Genomic DNA, 22,253 nt, shown 5'->3' with positions numbered 1-22,253 from the left:
AAAAACATTTAAAGCTTTATTAAAAACCTTAACAAGGAAGTGATGCTTAAATAAGATAAGCCAAACGCTCTATTAGTACTGGTCAGCTAAAGGACTTTCATCCATTACACACCCAGCCTATCAAACTAGTAGTCTTCTAGAGAGCTTAGAGAAGATTCATCTTAGAGTTGGCTTCACGCTTAGATGCTTTCAGCGTTTATCCGTTCCAAACTTAGCTACGCTGCGATGCTCTTGGCAGAACAACAGCTACACCAGTGGTTTGTTCAACCCGGTCCTCTCGTACTAGGGTCAAATCTCTTCAATCTTCTTACGCCCACGGCAGATAGGGACCGAACTGTCTCACGACGTTCTGAACCCAGCTCGCGTACCGCTTTAAATGGCGAACAGCCATACCCTTGGGACCTGCTCCAGCCCCAGGATGCGATGAGCCGACATCGAGGTGCCAAACCTCCCCGTCGATGTGAGCTCTTGGGGGAGATCAGCCTGTTATCCCCGGGGTACCTTTTATCCTTTGAGCGATGGCCCTTCCACACAGAACCACCGGATCACTAAGACCGACTTTCGTCTCTGCTTGACTTGTATGTCTTGCAGTTAAGCTGGCTTATACCTTTATACTCTACGAACGATTTCCAACCGTTCTGAGCCAACCTTTGTAAGCCTCCGTTATTATTTGGGAGGCGACCGCCCCAGTCAAACTACCCACCAGACATTGTCCCACTTGAGGATAACTCAAGCTGGTTAGCTACCCAAATAAGAAAGAGTGGTATCTCAACAACGGCTCATATACAACTGGCGTCATATACTCAAAGCCTCCCACCTATCCTGCACATTCTTATCCAAATAGCAGTGTCAAGCTGTAGTAAAGGTCCACGGGGTCTTTCCGTCTTGCCGCGGGTAGGAGGAATTTTCACCTCCACTACAATTTCACTGGATCCCTCTTTGAGACAGCTCCCATCTCGTTACGCCATTCATGCAGGTCGGTATTTAACCGACAAGGAATTTCGCTACCTTAGGACCGTTATAGTTACGGCCGCCGTTTACTCGGGCTTCGATCAAGAGCTTCGCTAATGCTAACCCCATCAATTAACCTTCGAGCACCGGGCAGGCGTCACACCCTATACATCCTCTTACGAGTTAGCAGAGTGCTGTGTTTTTGGTAAACAGTCGGGAGGGACTCTTTGTTGTAAGTTTCTTCGCTTTCGGAGTAAATCCTAATACGAAGCGAACCACACCTTATACCGAAGATACGGTGCTATTTTGCAGAGTTCCTTAAAGAGAGTTCTTCCACGCGCCTTAGAATACTCATCCCACCCACCTGTGTCGGTTTACGGTACGGGCAACATTAGCTAAACTTAGAAACTTTTCTTGGCTCGACGGCATCAGCAATTCTCCTCGCTGTCCGAAGACTTTGAAGAGCCTTTCAGTTCTCGGAGTATTGTTATACGGATTTGCCTATATAACCTCCTACGACCTTAGACTAGCACTTCCATCCGCTAGCTTGCTTAGCCCTAAGCGTCCTTCCATCGCACACTAATGTTGGTATTGGAATATTAACCAATTTGCCATCGTCTACCCCTTTCGGACTCGACTTAGGACCCGACTAACCCTACGATGACGAGCATCGCGTAGGAAACCTTGGGTTTACGGCGTTAATGATTCTCACATTAATTATCGCTACTCATGCCTGCATGCTCACTTCTATTCGCTCCAGCACTCCTTACCGGTATACCTTCGGCGCAAATAGAACGCTCTCCTACCACTTGATAAAATCAAGTCTACAGCTTCGGTACTTACTTTAGCCCCGTTATATTTTCCGCGCAAAATCACTAGACCAGTGAGCTATTACGCTTTCTTTAAAGGATGGCTGCTTCTAAGCCAACCTCCTGGTTGTTTAAGTAACTTCACATCGTTTTCCACTTAAGTAAGATTTAGGGACCTTAGCTGGTAGTCTGGGTTGTTTCCCTCTTGACGACGGATTTTATCACTCGCCGCCTGACTGCTGTGATTACATATAAGGTATTCGGAGTTTGATAGGGTTTGGTACATTGGTGTATGCCCTAGCCCATTCAGTGCTCTACCCCCTTATACTACGACACAACGCTATACCTAAATATATTTCGGAGAGAACCAGCTATCACGAAGTTTGATTGGCCTTTCACCCCTATCCACAAGTCATCCGGGGGCTTTTCAACGCCTATCGGTTCAGTCCTCCACTAGTTCTTACACTAGCTTCAACTTGCTCATGGATAGATCACTTCGTTTCGGGTCTGCAGCATCTGACTTAAGCGCCCTATTCAGACTCGCTTTCGCTACGGCTTCGCGTGTGCTTAACCTTGCCAGACACCACAACTCGCAGGCTCATTATGCAAAAGGCAGTCCATCACACTGTATTGCTACATAGTGCTCTGAATGATTGTAAGCAAATGGTTTCAGGTTCTATTTCACTCTGATCACCTCAGTTCTTTTCACCTTTCCCTCACGGTACTTGTGCACTATCGGTCTGGTAGTAGTATTTAGGGTTGGATCGTGGTCGACCCAGCTTCAGACAGGATTCCTCGTGTCCCGCCCTACTCAGGATACTGCTAGCTAAGGTTTGGTTTTCGTATACGGGACTATCACCCTCTATGGCTACACTTTCCAGAGTGTTCTACTAACCTTACCTATTGCACATTGCAGTCCTACAACCCCCAGTGCAAGCACTGGGTTTGCCCTCTTGCGCTTTCGCTCGCCGCTACTAACGCAATCTCTATTGATTTCTTTTCCTGTAGGTACTAAGATGTTTCAATTCCCTACGTTCGCTCCATTATGGTAGTATATATCTCTATATACTGGGTTGCCCCATTCGGAAATCTACGGATCAAAGCTTCTTGACAGCTCCCCGTAGCTTATCGCAGTCTAGTACGTCCTTCATCGCCTTTACCAGCCAAGGCATCCACCATTCGCTCTTAATAGCTTACCTTTTAATTCATTCTAAAACGCATCACTTCCTTGTTAAAGTTTTTATGATAAGACTTTACTATCTTAAGACGGAAAGCTTTTAAACACTTAATAAAACTAAACAAATTAGTCTAACTAAGCTGTGAGTTTAAAACTTGTCTTTAACTAAAGCTAAAGAAAAGATAGTTAGGTTTTATCCTTTAACAAGTCCTGTAAAATTGTTTTTATTAAAACTTGCTTGTGACTCTTAACAATGATAATTCAAATAACATTAAATAACTAATCTAATATATAAATATTCTATTATTTATTTAGCTTAGGTCTTAAAACCTAAAGGAAGTATATATAAAGAGTTTAAATAATTTAAAAATATAAATAATAAAGTATTTTACTCTGCTTATTGCTATATTATTAACTATATACTTGCTTTAAGTTTTAAAACTTTAATTTATGATTGATAAACAAATCTTTTTTATGGTGGGCCTAACAAGACTTGAACTTGTGACCTCACCCTTATCAGGGGTGCACTCTAACCAGCTGAGCTATAGGCCCTTAATAAATGGTGGAGAATAGCGGGATCGAACCGCTGACCTCCTGCGTGCAAAGCAGGCGCTCTCCCAGCTGAGCTAATTCCCCAAAATTAGCTTTTCATCAATCTTTGAAATCTAAACAAGGATGATTGAGCCTATATATGAACTGATAGTTGTGAGACTTATCAGTTTGTACTCTAGAAAGGAGGTGATCCAACCGCAGGTTCTCCTACGGTTACCTTGTTACGACTTCACCCCAGTCGCTGATTCCACTGTGGACGGTAACTAGTTTAGTATTCCGGCTTCGAGTGAAATCAACTCCCATGGTGTGACGGGCGGTGAGTACAAGACCCGGGAACGTATTCACCGTAGCATGGCTGATCTACGATTACTAGCGATTCCGGCTTCATGCTCTCGAGTTGCAGAGAACAATCCGAACTGGGACATATTTTATAGATTTGCTCCACCTCGCGGTATTGCGTCTCATTGTATATGCCATTGTAGCACGTGTGTCGCCCTGGGCATAAGGGCCATGATGACTTGACGTCGTCCACACCTTCCTCCTCCTTACGAAGGCAGTCTATTTAGAGTGCTCAGCCTAACTGTTAGCAACTAAATACGTGGGTTGCGCTCGTTGCGGGACTTAACCCAACATCTCACGACACGAGCTGACGACAGCCGTGCAGCACCTGTCTCTAAGTTCTAGCAAGCTAGCACCCTCATATCTCTATAAGGTTCTTAGGATATCAAGCCCAGGTAAGGTTCTTCGCGTATCTTCGAATTAAACCACATGCTCCACCGCTTGTGCGGGTCCCCGTCTATTCCTTTGAGTTTTAATCTTGCGACCGTACTCCCCAGGCGGTACACTTAATGCGTTAGCTGCATTACTGAGATGACTAGCACCCCAACAACTAGTGTACATCGTTTAGGGCGTGGACTACCAGGGTATCTAATCCTGTTTGCTCCCCACGCTTTCGCGCCTTAGCGTCAGTTAAGTTCCAGCAGATCGCCTTCGCAATGGGTATTCTTGGTGATATCTACGGATTTTACCCCTACACCACCAATTCCATCTGCCTCTCCCTCACTCTAGACTACCAGTTTCCCAAGCAGTTCAACGGTTAAGCCGTTGGATTTCACAAGAGACTTGATAATCCGCCTACGCGCCCTTTACGCCCAGTGATTCCGAGTAACGCTTGCACCCTCCGTATTACCGCGGCTGCTGGCACGGAGTTAGCCGGTGCTTATTCCTTAGGTACCGTCAGAATTCTTCCCTAAGAAAAGGAGTTTACGCTCCGAAAAGTGTCATCCTCCACGCGGCGTTGCTGCGTCAGGGTTTCCCCCATTGCGCAATATTCCCTACTGCTGCCTCCCGTAGGAGTCTGGACCGTGTCTCAGTTCCAGTGTGACTGATCATCCTCTCAGACCAGTTAAGCGTCATAGCCTTGGTGAGCCATTACCTCACCAACTAGCTGATACTATATAGTCTCATCCTACACCGAAAAAACTTTCCCTACTCAACTTGTGTTAAGCAGGAGTATAGAGTATTAGCAGTCGTTTCCAACTGTTGTCCTCTTGTGTAGGGCAGATTAACTATACCTTACTCACCCGTGCGCCACTAATCCACTTCTAGCAAGCTAAAAGCTTCATCGTTCGACTTGCATGTATTAGGCACGCCGCCAGCGTTCACTCTGAGCCAGGATCAAACTCTCCATAAAAATAATTGGATAAGTTTAATCTTTTTCTTCAAAGAAAAAGTTGATTGTTAAGATTTAAAAATAAATCTTTCTGGCTCAATCGATCACTTATTTAGATTTCAAAGATTGACTATAAGATTTGATTAACAATATTAATAATTTAAAGAACAAACACTAAAAAATTAAGACAAAAAATCTTAGCTTTTTAAAACCCTTTTATTTTAAAAGGAAATGAAATTATATCAATAAAAGCTTAAAGTTTTATTAAACATAAGAGAATTGAGAAGAGATGAAAGGGTGGTGTAGCTGGTGAAGAAGATGATAAAAATACCAAAGCAGGTACCATCTATATAGGAGCTATGTATAAAGATGGAACATTTTTACAAGAATGCATTCACATACAAGGGGCAAGAAACTACACAAGAGAACAAGCTAGTTTAGCTGCATATTGTTTAATGCTTAGATTAAAACCTGAAATTTTCTTTGGGGTTTAATCCCTAACCACCAAAGTATATTTTTTAAGTGGTGGTTAAAAATACACCCCACCACTTAAATATAATTTCATTCTATGATCATCATCATATTTGTATTGATGAACTGCTCTTGCTGCATCAAGCTTTATATAATATGCATTATTCTTATTATAAAGTATTTGCAAACCTACTGCATCTAAAAAATGCTCATCTGCTAATCTACTTCCTGAAGCTTTTTCATACCAAGCATAACCTACATCATAAAAAGGAGTAAAATAAAAATTCGTATTTGGTATATTTATTCTTATACCAAAGTTAGCTACTATGGTATTATCTCCATCACCCTCTCCATTATCATAAGCTCTTACTCCATAAGCTCCACCTAAAGATGAACTCTCAGAAGAATCTAATTCAAAATTCCCTAATACCTTTTGATAGTTTATATTTAAAGTATGCGTAATGTATTCATTAATACTATAATAATTATTCACACTAGCATTGAGTTTTCTAAACCAGCCAAAGCCTTTACCTCCACTTTTAGATGTATTTCCAAATATAGTAGTGCCATCATCATTAACCTTACCTACACTTACCTTAGCACTATAACTTAAAGTATTATTCTCAAAGCCTCTAAATAAACCTTCTAAACCTACACTACCTACATTAGAATGTTTATCTATACTATAATCATCAAATATATTTGAAAAAGGTTCATCTTTTAATATCTTATGATAAATACTAGAAGTAAAATATAAAGAGGAATTTGTATTAATCCATACAGGATAAGAAAAATCAACACCAATATTTCTAGAAGTACCACTAAAGCCAACTTCTTTATAATCTCCACCTAAAGAATAAGATCCTTGAGATATGCTTGGAGTAATTTTTAAATTTCCTAAAAAGAAAGTATAACTTGCTCCATAGTTGATTTGTCTTTCATCACTAGATTGTAAGTAAAAATTATAATAATCTCCCATATTAAATATAGAATTAAATCCCATACTAATACCAGCTCTATATTCCCCTGCACTTTTAATACCATAATTATCAGTATATAATAATACATTAGCCTTAGTATCAGGCACTACTTCTATAACTACATCAGTTTCTCCTACATTCTCTCCTGCTTGTAAACCTGCTAGGGTTTGTACTCCATACATTTCATTGACTTTATACACACTATCTTCTATGAGTTTAGTAGAGATGATTTTACCTTTGATTCTTTCATTAAGCTTATTTTCTATAAAATGATCTTTTATAGTAGTTTTATTCTTTATTATATACTTACCTAGTGTTCCTAAGGCTATGTTTATTTGCACACTATCTTCAAATTCTTGTTGGGGTACATAAGCTGTTGCTGCAGGATAGCCATTAACTTGGAAATAATAAGCAATGATATTAGATATATCTTGTAAATCTTGCAAGCTAAATTTTCTAGTGCTAAACTCACTAATAAGTAATTGTAAATCCTCTTCTTTAATACCTAGTTTTTTAAAGCTAGTGTTTTCATTAGTGATAACAAATTTATATTTGGTTATTACTTTTTTAGTGGTAGTGTTAGTTTGATTGCTTGAGTTAGTAGAGTTAGTGTTAGAACTATTATTAGTTTGATTATTTATATTGTTTGTATTATTGCTAGTTGAGTTGGAATTATTAGTTTCATCATTTACACTAGTATTTGCTTTATCATTGTTTGTATTAGTGCTTTGATTATTAGCTTCATCTTCTTGATTTAGTTTTTCTTTTAAAGCTTTCTTTTTTTCTTCAAAGTCTTTTTTAGCTTCTTGGCTTTTTATATAATCATCTTTGGTTTTTAGATTTTCTTTGATAGCTTTGTTTTGAGGGAGGTTTCTATCAGGGGATAATTCTATAACCTTTTCTATATCATTTTTAGCTATGATAATGCTTCCATTATTAGCATAGACTAAAGAGCTAAGTGCTACAACGCAAAGAGAGAGTTTTTTCATAATGGTTTTTCCTTAATTTTTTTATTTTTATTTATTTTTTTCTTAATTTGGCTTTTATATTTGTATTGATTAATCACAATATTGTTTAATGCAAGTATTTATTCATACTATTATTATTGCTAGGATAGTTATATCCTAGCAAAGTGTTTTATAATCCTCCAACCACACAAGGATTCATAGTTCTATAATTATCGCTTACTATACAGGTTTTACCTTTTTGATTCATAGAAGCTTCTTCTATTTCTTCTTGTTCTTCCTCATCATCTAAACTATCATTACCTATAGAGTTAAAAGTAGAACTTTGTTCAAAGCTTAAAGAAAAATCTGGTTTATTATCTATTGGTGGCTCAATTGGATCAATAGGTTTTTCTGGCTTATCTATTTCACCACTACCATTGTTATTATCTTTGATAGAAGCTAATATAGGATAAGGTATATTTAAAGCTTGCAAATCTCCTTCAACAATAAAATGTCCGTTAGATTTTTCACTTGCTTGTGTTTTTAAATCTTCAAAGCTATTAATTAATTCTTCTATAGTTTTGGTTTCACCTTGTGCTTGAGCTATTAAAGCAAATAATTTATTGCTAATATCTTTAAAAGCTTGATCATTTTTATTTGCTAAACCTTTATTGATTAATTCTACATATTTATTATAAGCTAAGGCTAATGTATTGATTTCTTCATAGTAGTTTTTCTCACTAAAATTCTTATTAGCCTCGTTGATTGAATTTACCTTGTTGTTCAAAGTAGTTTGGATAAAGTGATTTACTTGGTCTTTATTAGCATTAGTTTGATTATAAACTTCAACAACTTTACTTGTGACTTCAATGTTAGTGTCTTTAGTATCTTTGTTTGCAAATTTATCATCACTAGCTTCACTTAAGCCATTATCTTGATAAGCTAGTAAAAAGTCTAAGCTTTGAATCATAGAATGAGCTATATCAAGTCTTTCTTTATCATCTGGATATTTATCTTTACTTAAAAGATAATTAGCTAAAAACTCTGCTTTAGAAGTAGGATTGTTTTTATCAATCTTGCTATAAGCTTTTAATAACTCATCTAAGATATTTATATTCACTATATAGAATTTATCTTTTAAATCATTTAAGATAGTATTTAAAGTACTATCATCTAAGATATCTTCTTTATCTAGGGTTGCTTGTTCGTTTTTGATGGTTTCTATGTTGGGGATATTTATATCTTCAGATGGTTTAGAAGGATTATAAGGATAAAACTCATCTGGTAAAACAACTATAGGTCTCATCAAAGCTTCTTCTTGGTTTTTAAATTGTTGATAAAAACTTTCTTGAGTAGAATCATTATAGGTGTGTATGTTTATTTTATCATTACCATAATCACTGCTATCATTATTGGCATTTTTTAGTGTATCTTTATGATGGTATATATGGATATTAGAGGAGGAGGGATTTAAATAACCTTCTCCATAGAATTTGCCTAATTTTATGTTGGCATCTCCTAGTTTATTCTCTACTATAAGATCAAATTCTGGATCAAAAAACATATAAATATTTTTGAAAGTTCCTCTTCCCCTAGCACCAAATTTTCCGATAAACCCTCCCGTAGTTACACTCGGACTTGCACACCATTCTTCTTGACATCCTGTATTAATTATGTTTTTTAGACTAGAAATACCTTGCAAAACTATATTTTCAAAATCAACATTATGGTATGCATATTGACTATCAGATACTCCGGCAAAACCGCCCATATTAATAATTCCTCCTCTATTAAACACTGGATCGCCGATTTCTACATGAATATTTTCAATATTATTTAAAAATATATTTTTAAATGAAGTACCTTTTTGTGCAATCGCTAATTCTCCAACGAAACCACCTATATTAATAACTCCTCCATTTCTTGAAGCTATATCCGCTTTGATATTTTTTACATCCTTTAAAACTATATTTTCAAACTTTCCAGTTTGAATTTTTCCAGCAAAACCACCAAGATTTGTATAAATACCTACACCGTATGTTTCATTAGTATCTTTTTTAATACTATTTGTAGTGATATTTTCTACTTCATTTAAAGAAATATTATTAAAAGTAGGAACTCCTAATATACCTAAAGTTTCACCCCCTATCTTTCCAGCAAAACCACCTAAATTATATTCATAATCACTACCACTGAATGACGCATCTTCAGAGTCTATATAAACTGCAATATCTTTGATTTTATTTAAAGATATGTTGTCAAAATTTCCTGTAATTATCTTTCCAGCAAAACCACCTAAATTATATTTTGAATGGTATTTAACATCATCAATATCAACTTTAATATCTCCTATATCGTATAATGATATTTTATTAAACACACCATTATCGATCTCCCCAGCAAAACCGCCTAAATTTGTTTCATAATAACTATTAGGTTGATTAGTGTTTAAATGTATTTTTTTCACATTATTTAAAACTATATTTTCAAAATTCCCATTTTGAATATTCCCAGCAAAACCGCCTAAAGATAGTACATATTCTAAATGATCTTTACCTTTTTCATCAATATGACTCCATAAATTGGAAATTTGCTCTAATTTTATATTGTTATAAGATCCATTTGCAATAAAGCCAGCAAAACCACCTACTGCATATTTAATTGAACCGCTGGTTTTTTTTTCAAAATCAATTTTAAAATTTCCCATATTTTTTAAGGATATATTGTCAAACATACCAAAACTTGCTCCAGCAAACCCGCCAACACCATAATGTTGATAAGACCCACTAGAGCCAAATAGAATTGAAATATAATTTACATCAAAATTTTTTATATTTTCTAAGGTGATATTTCTAAAAAGACCATTAGCACTTCCAGCAAATCCACCTACCCCTTGAAAACTAATATAAGGAATTATAACAATTTTTTTAGAATCGTATGTATTTTTAATACTGCCAATATTTTTCAAACTTATATTTTCGGCAACACCATCAAAATACCCAGCAAATCCACCTACATTAAGATTTGCTGCTTTTATCCCACCACCCATATAATCAATATTGATATTTTTAAAATTTGCTCCATTAGTTGCTCCAAAAATTCCCACTCCACTGTTTTGACTATTTGGGATTTTAGTTGTATCTATAAATATATTTTTAAGCGTATATCCTTGCCCGTCAAAGTCTGCAGTGAAAGCATTATTATAAATTACTTCTCCATCTTTGATATCTCCTCCAAACCCCACTATCATATTAGTACAACCAAGTCCATCTATACAATAATTAGCATAGTTTTGACCACTACTTGCTTTAAAATCTATATCATTAGTAAGTTTAAAAGTATCTCCTACTACATTGTTTCTAAAATCATCTTTTTCATTCCACCCTTTAGCAAAGTGCCACCAGTCTAAGTCAGAACCTATGCTAATATATTGATTATATGTTTTATCCATTACACCTTTAGTGGCAAATATAATATCATTATATTTTCTTGTAGGATTATAATAATAACCAGTAGCACTTAAATAAGCAATCCCTTTTTTTGCATCCGTAGTTAGGTTTTTAGAATTTATAGTAGAAATATCTACATAAACTTCGTTACCTTTTAAATCTATACTATCTGCTGTGATTTGATTGAGTTTTATTTTATTATTTTTTTTATCCCAACTAGTATCAGCACTTAACATTACTTTATTCCCTTGCAAAGTAACGTTTTTAGCACTAATATTACCCATATTTACTACATTACCTGCTTTATGTGATTTAAATATAGGGGAAAAAGAAGCACCTTGTGCTTTAAATTCCTCAAAATGTTGTGCTTGTAAAGAAGTAGTCGAAGCCACAAAGCGATTAGCATTGATAGTTCCCGTTTTAGTAATGATTACCCCATTAGGATTAATTAAAAAGACATTATTACCACCTGCATTTAATACACCTTCTATGGTAGATTTATCTGTACCATGAGCAATGTTTAGGTAGTTTTGTTGGCCTTCAAATTTACTATTTCCAAAGTTTACCTTTTCACCATTTGCTATATTAAAACCACCACCCCATTGTATGATAGAGTTTTGTTTATTACCTGCAATGTTCATCTCTTTACCATTAATACTTATACTCCCACTAGTGCCATGAGTAAATTTACCTCCACTAGGTAAAGCCATTAGTGGAGAAAATAACATTGATACCGTTACACCTGAGAGTATGATATGATTTGCTAACTTTTTCATAATTAATCCTTTTTAGTTTTATCTTTGTTGTTTAATTTAAATTCACTACTATGCTTTTTCCGTCTTTACTTACACTTAGAGTGTATTTAGCCTTTTGAACTTTTGCTTTGATGTTTTTATGTAAGCTTTGATTGTTTTTAGTGATAGTTTCTAATAAGCTTTGTAAGTCTTTTTGATTTAGTTGTTTATTGTTTGCATCTACAAAGCCTTTTTCACTTTGCATTAAAATAAAACTTTTATTTTTTATATTATTGTTTGTATATACATTAATAGAACTATCTTTAGAAAGATTAATAGCTTCTTTAGCACTTAAATAAGTTTTAGTATCATCTTTTAAGATAAAGCTATAATGATCAAAGTTATTAATAGTATTTGCTTTTATACTTGTATTTAATACTAAATGATTATTAGTATTATTTTTATGCTCTAGAGCTTTTGATACAAAGCTAGTGTTTTCTTTAGTTTGTAAAAAGCTACCTGCTAATACATCTATATTGGTATTATTAAAAATATTAGTATTACCACTTAGATATAAGGTATTATTATAGCTTTTATCATTTTCACTATATACACCAGAAGCTGCTATGATGATAGTAGAATTATCTTTATACTCATCTATATTTAAATTAGCTATATGAGTATAATTATCATGAGTATTTTTAGCTATACCTGCACTAATTACTATTTCCCCTTCTCTTTTATCAGAAGCTGTTCCTAGGGCTAGATTATCAAAGATAAAAGTATTATTAGCACTTTCAGTATTAGCATTAATAACATAAACATTAGAACTAGCTGCACTTGAATAATCTTTAATATTTAAAGTATTATCTAAAGCACTTTCATTAGCTCTTAAAATGATTTTAGAACCTTTATCTATATTAGAAGCATTAGATAAAGATTGCACCATATTATATTTTATAGTGTTTTTTTCTAAATTATCTGCTTCTATAATAGCAGTGAGATTTCTACCTGATTTTACATTATCTAAAACTATACTATTAGCATTAGCACTACTTGCATAATAATCTTTATCATTTAAACTAACCTTGCTTACTCCATATAAGTATAAAGGCATAGCAATGTTTGAGTTTTTAATATTAATGCTATTGTTATTTGCTTTAGAACTTAGAGTTTGTGCTGCTATGATTTGAATTTTATCTTGATGGTTTTCAACAGTAATGCCTTGGGTTAAATCCCCATTGATATGAATACTATTTCTATTAGCTCCTTTAGTAGCTACCCCACCATAAAGATTAAACTCATTTTTACCTGTAAAATTAGAATTAATCTCAAATGGTTTTTTTAGATTAATGCTAATACTATTATCATTAGCTATACCATTATTAGTAATACCTGCATAAAAGTCTAAAAGAGCTTTTACTTCTACATTAGTATTTAATGCTAATAAGGTTTGTAAGTCTTTTATATCTATAGTGTTTTTATAAGCATTACCTTGTATGATTTTACCCCCATAGATTTCCCCTACTAAGATAGCATTATAAGCTAATGGGGTATTTTTAGTATCTACTCTTAAATCTAGTTTTAAATCATTGATTAATACACTATTATTACTTACTTCATAGCTTTGATTATTATTAACATCCACAAAAGCTCCTCCTAAGTGAGTAGCAGCTGATGTTGAATAAGCTCCACTTGGACCATGTACTAATAAAGAAGCTCCATCTATGATAACTTTATTATTTTTAGCATTAGCATTATAAGTAATGGCTCCTGTTACATGAGTCATTCTCTCATCAAAGATATTATTCCCTAAAGCACTTTGTCTATAAGGGGTAGTATGAAAGTCTATCTTTACGCCTTTATTTAATACAACTGTATTATTATTAGCATTAGCATCCACACCAAAAGCACCTAAGATATAAGGAGCACCATTTAAAGGTAAGGTGTAGGTGTTTTCAACACCCATATTGACATAGGCATCTTTTAAGAAATTTAAAGTATTATTACTTACTTCACCTTTTCTAGCTATGGCTGGAGTGATTAAAAAATTATATTTATTATCCAAACCAGTAGCTTTAGGATTAATCACTTCTTTATCAGTAGGTTTTAGATAATATACTGAAGATAATTCTCCTGCTTTTAATACTAAGGTATTATTATTAGCTTTTGCATTAAAGGTATAAGCAGAAACTAAAAAAGGTATATAGCTAGTTTGATTAATGGTGGTATTGTCTGAATTAGAACTATGAAAACCATTTACTACAAAAATATCTTCTTTAATACTTGGAGTAAGTATGTCTTGTTTAAAGTATAAATCATTCATTTTTACATGAGCTTTATCTTTAGGATTATCATAGATTAAAGTGATATTTGAAAGGTTTTTATTAGTAGCCATTTGACCATAGAAGTTTTTACCACTTAAGAATTTATAAGTATCAAGATTATAATCATAAACATCATTGTTCTCATAATGGTGTTTTTTAATTATATAAGCATTAGAAGTTTTATCATAATTTGCCTGGGTAGCAGCTTCTAAAGAACTTAGTGAAAAAATGGTAAGTAAAGAAAGTTTTAAAAGATTGGAGTTTTTATAGCGTTTTAAAGAGTGTGAGTTAAAACGAAAATTATCGTATCCCCCCCCCCGTGAGGCGTTTTTTAGCTGTGTTTATATACATTGAAAAAGTCCTTTCAAAAAATGATTAATGTGTTTGATTGATTATTGTTTTTTAGTAATGAAATGTTTTTTTAATTACATTACTAATGTATTAATAATAATTTGGAAATGTTAATACTATATTTATAAATTTAAGCTTAAAGATAAAGAAAGTAAAATATTTTACAACAAAAAATATACGTGAAATATGAAAATAGAAATTTATAAAAATATATATTTGAAAAAAATATAAAGACAACCTTGAAAACCAACAACAATAAAATCAATATGGCGACCCCTAGAGGATTTGAACCTCTGTTATCACACAGAGAGAGTGACGTCCTGAGCCACTAGACGAAAGGGTCATGGATGGTGTCCCGTGTTGGATTCGAACCAACGGCCCCCTCCTTAAAAGGGAGATGCTCTACCGGCTGAGCTAACGAGACAATGGCGCGGCGGACGGGGCTCGAACCCGCGACCTCCGGCGTGACAGGCCGATATTCTAACCAGCTGAACTACCGCCGCACCCAAAAACAATAAAAGAATGGTGGTCACTATAAGACTCGAACTTATGACATCCACCTTGTAAGGGTGGCGCTCTACCAACTGAGCTAAGCGACCAAAAAAGGTTTTAGTGGTGTCCCGTGTTGGATTCGAACCAACGGCCCCCTCCTTAAAAGGGAGATGCTCTACCGGCTGAGCTAACGAGACAATGGCGCGGCGGACGGGGCTCGAACCCGCGACCTCCGGCGTGACAGGCCGATATTCTAACCAGCTGAACTACCGCCGCACCCAAAAACAATAAAAGAATGGTGGTCACTATAAGACTCGAACTTATGACATCCACCTTGTAAGGGTGGCGCTCTACCAACTGAGCTAAGCGACCAAAAAAGGTTTTAGTGGTGTCCCGTGTTGGATTCGAACCAACGGCCCCCTCCTTAAAAGGGAGATGCTCTACCGGCTGAGCTAACGAGACAATTAAAAAATGAAATTATGCCAAAAGAATATTCTTTTGTCAAGATATAATATGAAAAATTGAGCATATTTTTAGTATGCTCAATTTTTAGGCCAAATCTAAAGAAACTTTTCCATTTTTAATTTCAGCAACCTTAACTTTAACCTCACTACCTACCTCTAACTTTTCTCTGATTTTAGAATTATGTAAAAGACCATCTACTCCGTCTTTAAGCTCAATAAAAACCCCAAATTCAACAATCTTTTGCACTTTTCCTATAAATTCTTCTCCAATATCAAATTTAGGCATTTCTTTTCTATCACGTTTTTTATTAGATCCTTTAGAGTTAAGCAAATTTAATATATACTCTTTACTTTGAGAAATCAACTTATGATTAACTCCTGCTATTTTAACCTCTCCTTTATCTCTATCTAGATCAATATTCACCTCAAATTTTTCAATGATTTCTTTTATAGTTTTACCACCTTGTCCAATGATATCAGGAATTTTATTTGGATCTACATTAAAAATTTCAATTTTTGGCAAAATATCTTCATTAACAATGATATTTCTATCAGCTTCTTCCATTAGCTTTAAAATATACCCCCTAGCTTCTTTTGCTTGATATAAAGCCTCTTTTAAAACTTGCTGTTCTATACCACCTAACTTTATATCCATCTGCAAGGCAGTGATTCCCTCACAACTTCCTGCCACTTTAAAATCCATATCTCCATCGTGATCTTCAAGTCCCATAATATCTGTTAAAATAGCATATTTTTCATTTTCAAAAACAAGCCCCATTGCGACACCCGCTACTAGTTTTTCACTTTTTACTCCTGCGGCTCTTAAAGCTAAAGCACCACCACAAACAGTAGCCATAGAGCTAGAACCGTTGCTTTCTAAAATTTCAGATACCAAACGAATAGTATGGACATAATCTGTATCTACACTAGGGTGTAAGGCTCGTTTTGCTAAATTTCCATGCCCAAGCTCCCTTCTGCCTGGAGCTTTTATAGGGCTAGCCTCGCCTACAGAAAAACCTGGAAAATTATAATTAACCATAAATTTTTCACAAATTGGATTTTTCTCTGTTAATAAATCTGACATCTGTGCGTCATTATCACTCCCTAAAGTTGCCACAACTAAAGCTTGAGTTTGTCCTCTAGTAAAAAGACACGATCCATGAGCACTTGGTAAAATATTTGTTTCTATATCTATTTTCCTAACATCTTTCAAGCCTCTACCATCTGCCCTTTTGCTTTCATTAATAATTTGACTTCTAATAAGTTCTCTTTTGCATACATGTAAAGCTTTTTCTATATTTTCAAATTTCCATTCGTTTTCAATGGCTACAGTTTCACCTTCAATCTCTTTTGCTATTTGCAAAATTTCACTTGCTCTTTCGCTTTTTGCCATTTGATTGATAGCAATTTTAAGTTTTGCCATATAAGTATTTTTAATATATTCAATGATTTGAGCATGATCTAATTCTATCTTGAAATCAAGTTTAGAATTTTTCCTATAAGCTGCAAATGTTTTTTCATACTCATTAGAACCACGTAAAATTGCATTGCTTGCAAAATCCAAGGCTTTTAAGGTGTCATCCTCGCTAAGTTCATTCATACAATGTTGATTGTTTTGTTTGTTCGCTAAAGCTCTCATTTCTATCATCAAAAGTTCATCTTTAACGCCGGCTACATAAAGATCTAGGGTGCTATTTTTTAATTCACTATTGCTTGGATTTAAAACAAATTCATTATTTATACGACCTATTCTTACACCGCAAACTGGCGCTTTAATAGGAATATCACTTAAATACAAAGCAACACTTGCAGCATTTAAGCTCATTACTTGTAAATCTACTTCAGGATCAGCAGAAAGAACCATAACTACAATTTGAGTTGGATATGCATAACCTTTTGGAAAAAGAGGTCTTAAACTCCTATCTATAATCCTTGCGCTTAGCGTTTCATTGTCCCCTGGTTTGGTTTCTCTTTTTACATAACCTCCAGGAATTTTACCTGCTGCATAAGCTTTTTCTATATATTGCACTGTAAGAGGTAAGAAATCTTCTTCCACCATTTTTTCTTCTCTTGCTACAGTTGCTAAAACTACAGCATTTTTTTCTTGCATTAAAACTGCACCAGCAGCTTGTTTTGCCACTTTATCAGTATCAAATATTTCAAGATGATTATTAATGTTTATTTCATGTCGCATGATTTTTCCTTTAATATTTTCATCATAGGCAAAACCAAATAAGCTTTTTAAATTTTAAAAATTAAAACTTAAAAAGCCTGTTTTTATTTTGCCTATAAATTTATATCTAAACAATAAATTGTTTAGATATAAATTTACTTTTTTAAAGGAAGATAGTATTTACTTTCTTCTAAAATATCTAAAATTTCATGAGCTTGCAAAATAGTCTTATTTTTAAAATAAAACTCGATATCTATAAAATGATCAATCTTTTGCACACAATAAACCTCATCTACAAAAGCACTAATATAATCATACACATCACTTGGCATTAAAGCAGTGGCATAAATAATACTATTTACTTCTTCTTTTAGCAAGCTTTTTATACATGAAGAAGCAGTAATCCCACTTTCACAGCCCTCATGTAGCATTAAAATATTTTTTCCTTTTAAGTCTTTTAAAAGATTTCCTTTTCTGTAACGATACACATTTTTTAAAATTTTTTCTTCATAAGTTCTATTTGCTTCACCATAAATATAATCTAGGCTTATATCAAAAGCTTTAACTAAAGCCTCATTATAAACAAGCTCTTTTGTTTCACTAATCATAGCTATTTGACATTCATCGTTATTAGGAGCTTTGATTTGTTCTGTAAATAAAAAATCATATGGAATTTCTAATTTTTGCGCTAATGCATCAACAAAAACTATAGATTTTAAAGAAGGTGTAATAATGATATAATCTTTTAATCTATTTAATGGCAATATATCGTATAATTTCTCAAGTGCATCTTTTTCATCTTCAAAAAGCATCATATAGACCTTTCATTTTCTTCTAGAGAAAAATCATAAGAAACTCCACCTAATGGATAAAAATTAAACATAAAATATACACCGCTTTGATCTTTAGCACTAATACCACCGCTAGTAAGTTTAGGTGAAATATCTTTACGATACATCAAAGAATAATTCCAACATTTTCTTTGATAAGTGTAACCTACTTCCCATTTTTCAGGATCTTTATTTAAATCAAACCACAAACCACCAAATATTTGATAATTAGTATTTATATCATACTGGGCCTTAGTTCCTAAAAAATTATATTTTTCATTTTCATAAATTCTATAAGCATGATTTAAACTAATCTTCCACTCACCATAATCAAACAAAGCTTCACTAAATACTTTGTCAAATCTATTATCCACTCCTGAATATTCTACTTCATTTCTTAAGCTTATATAATCATTATAAAAATACTCCACAATATTGTCAAAACCACCAAAACTGCTTTCTTTAGTAAAGTATTTAGCCTTTAAACTATGATATAATTTTTTTTTGCCTAATGTATTATAAAAATACTGATGCAATGAAAAATTAAACTGTTCAGGATCATTTTTTAAATCTATAAAATCTTCAGTAATTTTACCTGATTTGGCTCCGGGTATAAAATAATTGACCCCTAAATATAAAGTATGATAAAAATTTTCATACGGCTTAGAAAGATCTGTATATAAAGAAAAGTTATGAGAATTTTGAAACAAATGTTCTTGGTTTTTATTATCTGTATTAGAATAATCTACAAAATTTGCATATATTCTTTCAGTAAAAGTAAAATTTAAAAAATCATCCAAAAAACTTGTATGATAGATTAAAGGCAAATCAAAATCTAAAGTTTTAGCATAAATACCAGTATGTCTGTAATATCTATGAAAAGAAGCATCCAAGCTGTATTGTATGTAATTATCAAAAAATCCATTTAAATATCTATGATATTGAAAAGATGGATATTCCTGCATGGTATCTTTATTGCTAATTTTAGAAGTATCTATATAATATTTTGCATAAGCACCATAGTAATTATCATCATCTGACAAAAAATAATTTATTCTCGAAGTAACCAAAGAAGCTTCAGTTTTTGCACTAGAGCTCAAATTCATATAATCTACATCGTTTAAATAAGTAGCATCAATCCACAAACCTTCTTGAAATTCATCACTTAAAAGACTTTTAAATAAAGCTTCGCTTGAATATTTAATTTCTAAACCATAATGTTCTTTATTTTTTAAATTTTCTTCTCTTTTGTAACTTGACTTTTCACCAAAAATACCACCACTAATTTCACCCTGAGAATAAGGACTATCTATAAATCTTAAAGTTGAGTATAATCCATATCCTCTTTTTGTTCTAATTTGAGGTTCAAATTGAATATCCGCATTATCATCAATAACATAATAGATTGGTTGGTTATAATACAACCCTTCGCTTTGTTTTAAAACTACTTGAGGAATTAATAAACCACTTTTTCTTTTAGTATCCACGCTAAAACCAAAATAAGGCAAATACATCACAGGGGTATTTTTAACATATAATTTTGCATTATAAAGATGCAAAAAATTACTTTCTTTATTTAATTTTCCTTCATCAAAACGAATCTCCCAATCAGGATTTTCTACATTACAACTAGAAACAACTGACTTTTTAGTTACAACAAATTTATCGTTTAAATCAGCTTGATGACATTGTAGCCAAACCTCTAAATCATTATTTGAAAAAAATAAATTTTTAAAGGTCGTTGTATTATCTTTGAGATTAATTTTAGTATAAGTGGAATTAGTTCTTTCTTTTTGCCCTCGTAAAATATTCACATCACCAAACAATTCTAAATCTTTTGTTGTTTCATTAAATTTAGCCTCACTTGCAGTAATTAAATATAAATCAGAAACCACAACCACATTATTTTTTGCTTCTATAATATCATTTGTTTTTGCAACATCTAAAGCATAAATATCCACCTTAGAAGCATACAAGCTTCCTACACAAGCTAAAGAAAGTAATATTTTACGCAAGATCTATCACCACTGTTTTTGCTGCATAATCATGCCAAGTTTTCAAAACAACATTACTCAGCGCCCAAGCAAATCCTAAACCATACAACATATCACTAATTTGCCTTACACCTGCTCTTAAAGCGCTTTGGGTAAAATTTGGTTTATCTAGTATTTCTTGATCAATTACCATAATCTTTAAAAGCATTTTTCCTAAAGTTGCACCATACAAATAAGTAAATAAACCATGATATGCAAACTGCAAAATCAAAATTCCGCCAGCAAAACGCATTAAAAGATTGTGAATTTCATCATAAGTTTGCATGGAATTAATTTTATCAAGTAAAATAATACTTACAATAGCTAAAATTACAAAACTATCAACAATATAAGCCAAAAATCTTTTTTTAAAACTTGCTATTTTTAATTCTTCTTTTTCTAGCTTATCGAATAATTCTTGATTAGCACTCATTTAAGAACCTGAAAAGCAATATCTTTTCTGAATTGTTTTCCCTTAAAATGGACATTTTCGCAAAGTAAATAAGCATTTTTTTGAGCTTCCTTAATGCTTTTTCCAGTTCCCACACAAACCAATACGCGACCACCGCTAGCATATAGTTTATCATCTTCCAAACTTACACCAGCATAAGATATATGAGAATTTTGCGGAATATCATCTATATCAATCAATGCTTTTGGCGAATCCTTATAAGGATAATTTTTACTTGCACAAACCACACCCACAGCAAATTCATTTCTAATTTTTATATGAGTATTAGCAAGATTTTTATTCACGCATGCTAAAAATAAGTCTAAGGGGTTTTCTATCAAAGGCATCAAGACTTCACATTCAGGATCACCAAAACGCACATTGTATTCTAAAACATAAGGTTTATTATTTACAACCATCAAACCTATAAACAACACTCCAACAAATTCAGCGCCTTCTTCTTTCATACCTTTAAGAGTTGGTGTCACTATATCTTTTTTCACCTGCTCCAACAAACTCTCATTTGCTAAAGTACTTGGAGCATAAGCCCCCATACCCCCAGTATTAGGTCCTTTATCATTATCTAGCAATCTTTTATGATCTTGTGCAGCAGGCAATAATATAAAATCATTTCCATCACAAACCGCAAATACACTTAATTCAAAACCATCAAGATATTCTTCAATCACAACAATTTTTCCAGCATCGCCAAAGCTTTCTCCACTTAGCATATTTTTAGTAGCCTCTAAAGCTTCTTCATGACTTTGTGCGATAATCACCCCTTTACCTGCACATAAACCATCTGCTTTTACAACGATAGGAGGTGTTAAAGATGTGATAAATTTCTTAGCTTTTTCATAATCTGTTGTATTTAAAAATTTAGCTGTTCTGATTTTGTATTTTTTTAAAAAACTCTTCATAAAAGATTTTGAAGCTTCAAGCATGGCAGCAGCTTTAGTAGGACCAAAAATAGCAATATTGTTTTCTTTAAAAAGATCTACTATACCCTCTGCTAAAAAATTTTCACTCCCGACTATACAAAGATCAATTTCAGATGCCTTTGCATAAGCTGTAATGACCTTAGGATCTTTCATATTAAGATTTATTCCCATTTTAGCGGTAGCACCATTTCCTGGAGCAAAATAAAATTCTAAATTATTATTTGTTTTTTGAAGAGCCAAAGCGATGGAATATTCCCTTGCACCGCTTCCTAATATTAAAATTTTCATTATTTTCCTTAAAGTATTGCAAAACCCAAATGGCCGGAGTATAAATGTCTGACCCTCAAAAAGTCAAAGTATGCCATTAGGTGATTTTTAAAGGCTGCAGCTTCTCGCTCTTTTAAAAGCTCAAGCGAAGTCACAGAACACGGTAAATCACACATCACAGC

At 33.5% G+C, this 22,253-nt stretch carries 8 protein-coding genes, 10 tRNA genes, 2 rRNA genes and 1 pseudogene; 1 reads left to right on the top strand and 20 read right to left on the bottom strand.

Going from position 1 to position 22,253, the window contains the following annotated elements; genetic code table 11:
• Nucleotides 1–51: 51 nt before the first annotated feature.
• The 4 genes from EL235_RS02700 to EL235_RS02685 form a co-directional block, all read right to left on the bottom strand.
• Nucleotides 52–2,959 (bottom strand): 23S ribosomal RNA (locus EL235_RS02700).
• A 453-nt stretch (nt 2,960–3,412) separates the two neighbouring features.
• Nucleotides 3,413–3,489 (bottom strand) — tRNA-Ile (locus tag EL235_RS02695).
• A gap of 8 nt (nt 3,490–3,497) precedes the next feature.
• Nucleotides 3,498–3,573: transfer RNA gene (locus EL235_RS02690), tRNA-Ala, on the bottom strand.
• Between the two features lie 95 nt (nt 3,574–3,668).
• Nucleotides 3,669–5,182, bottom strand: a 16S ribosomal RNA gene (locus EL235_RS02685).
• Together the 16S and 23S rRNA genes with 2 tRNA genes alongside form the textbook arrangement of a ribosomal RNA operon.
• Before the next feature lie 290 nt (nt 5,183–5,472).
• Here EL235_RS02685 and EL235_RS02680 point away from each other — a divergent pair.
• Nucleotides 5,473–5,655 (top strand): annotated as a pseudogene (locus EL235_RS02680) (CinA family protein); the annotation flags it as partial.
• Between the two features lie 35 nt (nt 5,656–5,690).
• On the opposite strand, the gene EL235_RS02675 reads toward EL235_RS02680, so the two are convergent.
• The 16 genes from EL235_RS02675 to purD form a co-directional block, all read right to left on the bottom strand.
• The gene (locus EL235_RS02675; protein WP_126340752.1) at nt 5,691–7,601 is read right to left on the bottom strand and encodes a ShlB/FhaC/HecB family hemolysin secretion/activation protein; all 1,911 of its coding nucleotides are present in this window, start codon (nt 7,599–7,601) and stop codon (nt 5,691–5,693) included.
• Nucleotides 7,602–7,749: 148 nt separating this feature from the next.
• Nucleotides 7,750–11,784, bottom strand: coding sequence for a two-partner secretion domain-containing protein (locus EL235_RS02670; protein WP_126340751.1), 4,035 nt, complete (start codon nt 11,782–11,784; stop codon nt 7,750–7,752).
• Nucleotides 11,785–11,815: 31 nt separating this feature from the next.
• Nucleotides 11,816–14,140, bottom strand: a complete 2,325-nt coding sequence (locus EL235_RS02665; protein WP_126340750.1) for a hypothetical protein — start codon at nt 14,138–14,140, stop codon at nt 11,816–11,818.
• A 547-nt stretch (nt 14,141–14,687) separates the two neighbouring features.
• Nucleotides 14,688–14,763 (bottom strand) — tRNA-Glu (locus tag EL235_RS02660).
• 5 nt (nt 14,764–14,768) lie between these two features.
• Nucleotides 14,769–14,844: transfer RNA gene (locus tag EL235_RS02655), tRNA-Lys, on the bottom strand.
• Between the two features lie 2 nt (nt 14,845–14,846).
• Nucleotides 14,847–14,923 (bottom strand) — tRNA-Asp (locus EL235_RS02650).
• A gap of 20 nt (nt 14,924–14,943) precedes the next feature.
• Nucleotides 14,944–15,019: transfer RNA gene (locus EL235_RS02645), tRNA-Val, on the bottom strand.
• A 14-nt stretch (nt 15,020–15,033) separates the two neighbouring features.
• Nucleotides 15,034–15,109, bottom strand: a tRNA-Lys gene (locus EL235_RS02640).
• Between the two features lie 2 nt (nt 15,110–15,111).
• Nucleotides 15,112–15,188, bottom strand: a tRNA-Asp gene (locus EL235_RS02635).
• A gap of 20 nt (nt 15,189–15,208) precedes the next feature.
• Nucleotides 15,209–15,284, bottom strand: a tRNA-Val gene (locus EL235_RS02630).
• A gap of 14 nt (nt 15,285–15,298) precedes the next feature.
• Nucleotides 15,299–15,374, bottom strand: a tRNA-Lys gene (locus EL235_RS02625).
• 87 nt (nt 15,375–15,461) lie between these two features.
• Nucleotides 15,462–17,570, bottom strand: coding sequence for a polyribonucleotide nucleotidyltransferase (locus EL235_RS02620; protein WP_126340749.1), 2,109 nt, complete (start codon nt 17,568–17,570; stop codon nt 15,462–15,464).
• A 134-nt stretch (nt 17,571–17,704) separates the two neighbouring features.
• Nucleotides 17,705–18,361 (bottom strand): phosphoribosyltransferase family protein, encoded by a 657-nt coding sequence (locus tag EL235_RS02615; protein ID WP_114640761.1) that lies wholly within the window; start codon nt 18,359–18,361, stop codon nt 17,705–17,707.
• Entirely contained in the window at nt 18,361–20,397 is a 2,037-nt protein-coding gene (locus EL235_RS02610; RefSeq protein ID WP_052243253.1) for an LPS-assembly protein LptD, read from the bottom strand. The genes EL235_RS02615 and EL235_RS02610 overlap by 1 nt, the downstream gene beginning before the upstream one ends.
• Entirely contained in the window at nt 20,387–20,845 is a 459-nt protein-coding gene (locus EL235_RS02605; RefSeq protein WP_126340748.1) for an RDD family protein, read from the bottom strand. The genes EL235_RS02610 and EL235_RS02605 overlap by 11 nt, the downstream gene beginning before the upstream one ends.
• Nucleotides 20,842–22,092, bottom strand: coding sequence for a phosphoribosylamine--glycine ligase (purD, locus tag EL235_RS02600; RefSeq protein ID WP_039625592.1), 1,251 nt, complete (start codon nt 22,090–22,092; stop codon nt 20,842–20,844). Before purD ends, EL235_RS02605 begins: the two co-directional genes overlap by 4 nt.
• Between the last annotated feature and the right edge of the window lie 161 nt (nt 22,093–22,253).

It is taken from the genome of Campylobacter lari, from assembly GCF_900638335.1.
GTDB lineage: Bacteria > Campylobacterota > Campylobacteria > Campylobacterales > Campylobacteraceae > Campylobacter_D > Campylobacter_D lari_E.
Note: the sequence above shows the minus strand (reverse complement) of the source record. Positions and strands in the feature narration are given on the sequence as shown.

Excerpts from the sequence above, each read along its gene's own strand:
- EL235_RS02605 (WP_126340748.1), bottom strand. The coding sequence starts at position 20,845 with ATGAGTGCTAATCAAGAATTATTCGATAAGCTAGAAAAAGAAGAATTA.
- EL235_RS02665 (WP_126340750.1), bottom strand. The coding sequence starts at position 14,140 with ATGGCTACTAATAAAAACCTTTCAAATATCACTTTAATCTATGATAAT.
- EL235_RS02615 (WP_114640761.1), bottom strand. The coding sequence starts at position 18,361 with ATGCTTTTTGAAGATGAAAAAGATGCACTTGAGAAATTATACGATATA.
- purD (WP_039625592.1), bottom strand. The coding sequence starts at position 22,092 with ATGAAAATTTTAATATTAGGAAGCGGTGCAAGGGAATATTCCATCGCT.
- EL235_RS02620 (WP_126340749.1), bottom strand. The coding sequence starts at position 17,570 with ATGCGACATGAAATAAACATTAATAATCATCTTGAAATATTTGATACT.
- EL235_RS02670 (WP_126340751.1), bottom strand. The coding sequence starts at position 11,784 with ATGAAAAAGTTAGCAAATCATATCATACTCTCAGGTGTAACGGTATCA.
- EL235_RS02675 (WP_126340752.1), bottom strand. The coding sequence starts at position 7,601 with ATGAAAAAACTCTCTCTTTGCGTTGTAGCACTTAGCTCTTTAGTCTAT.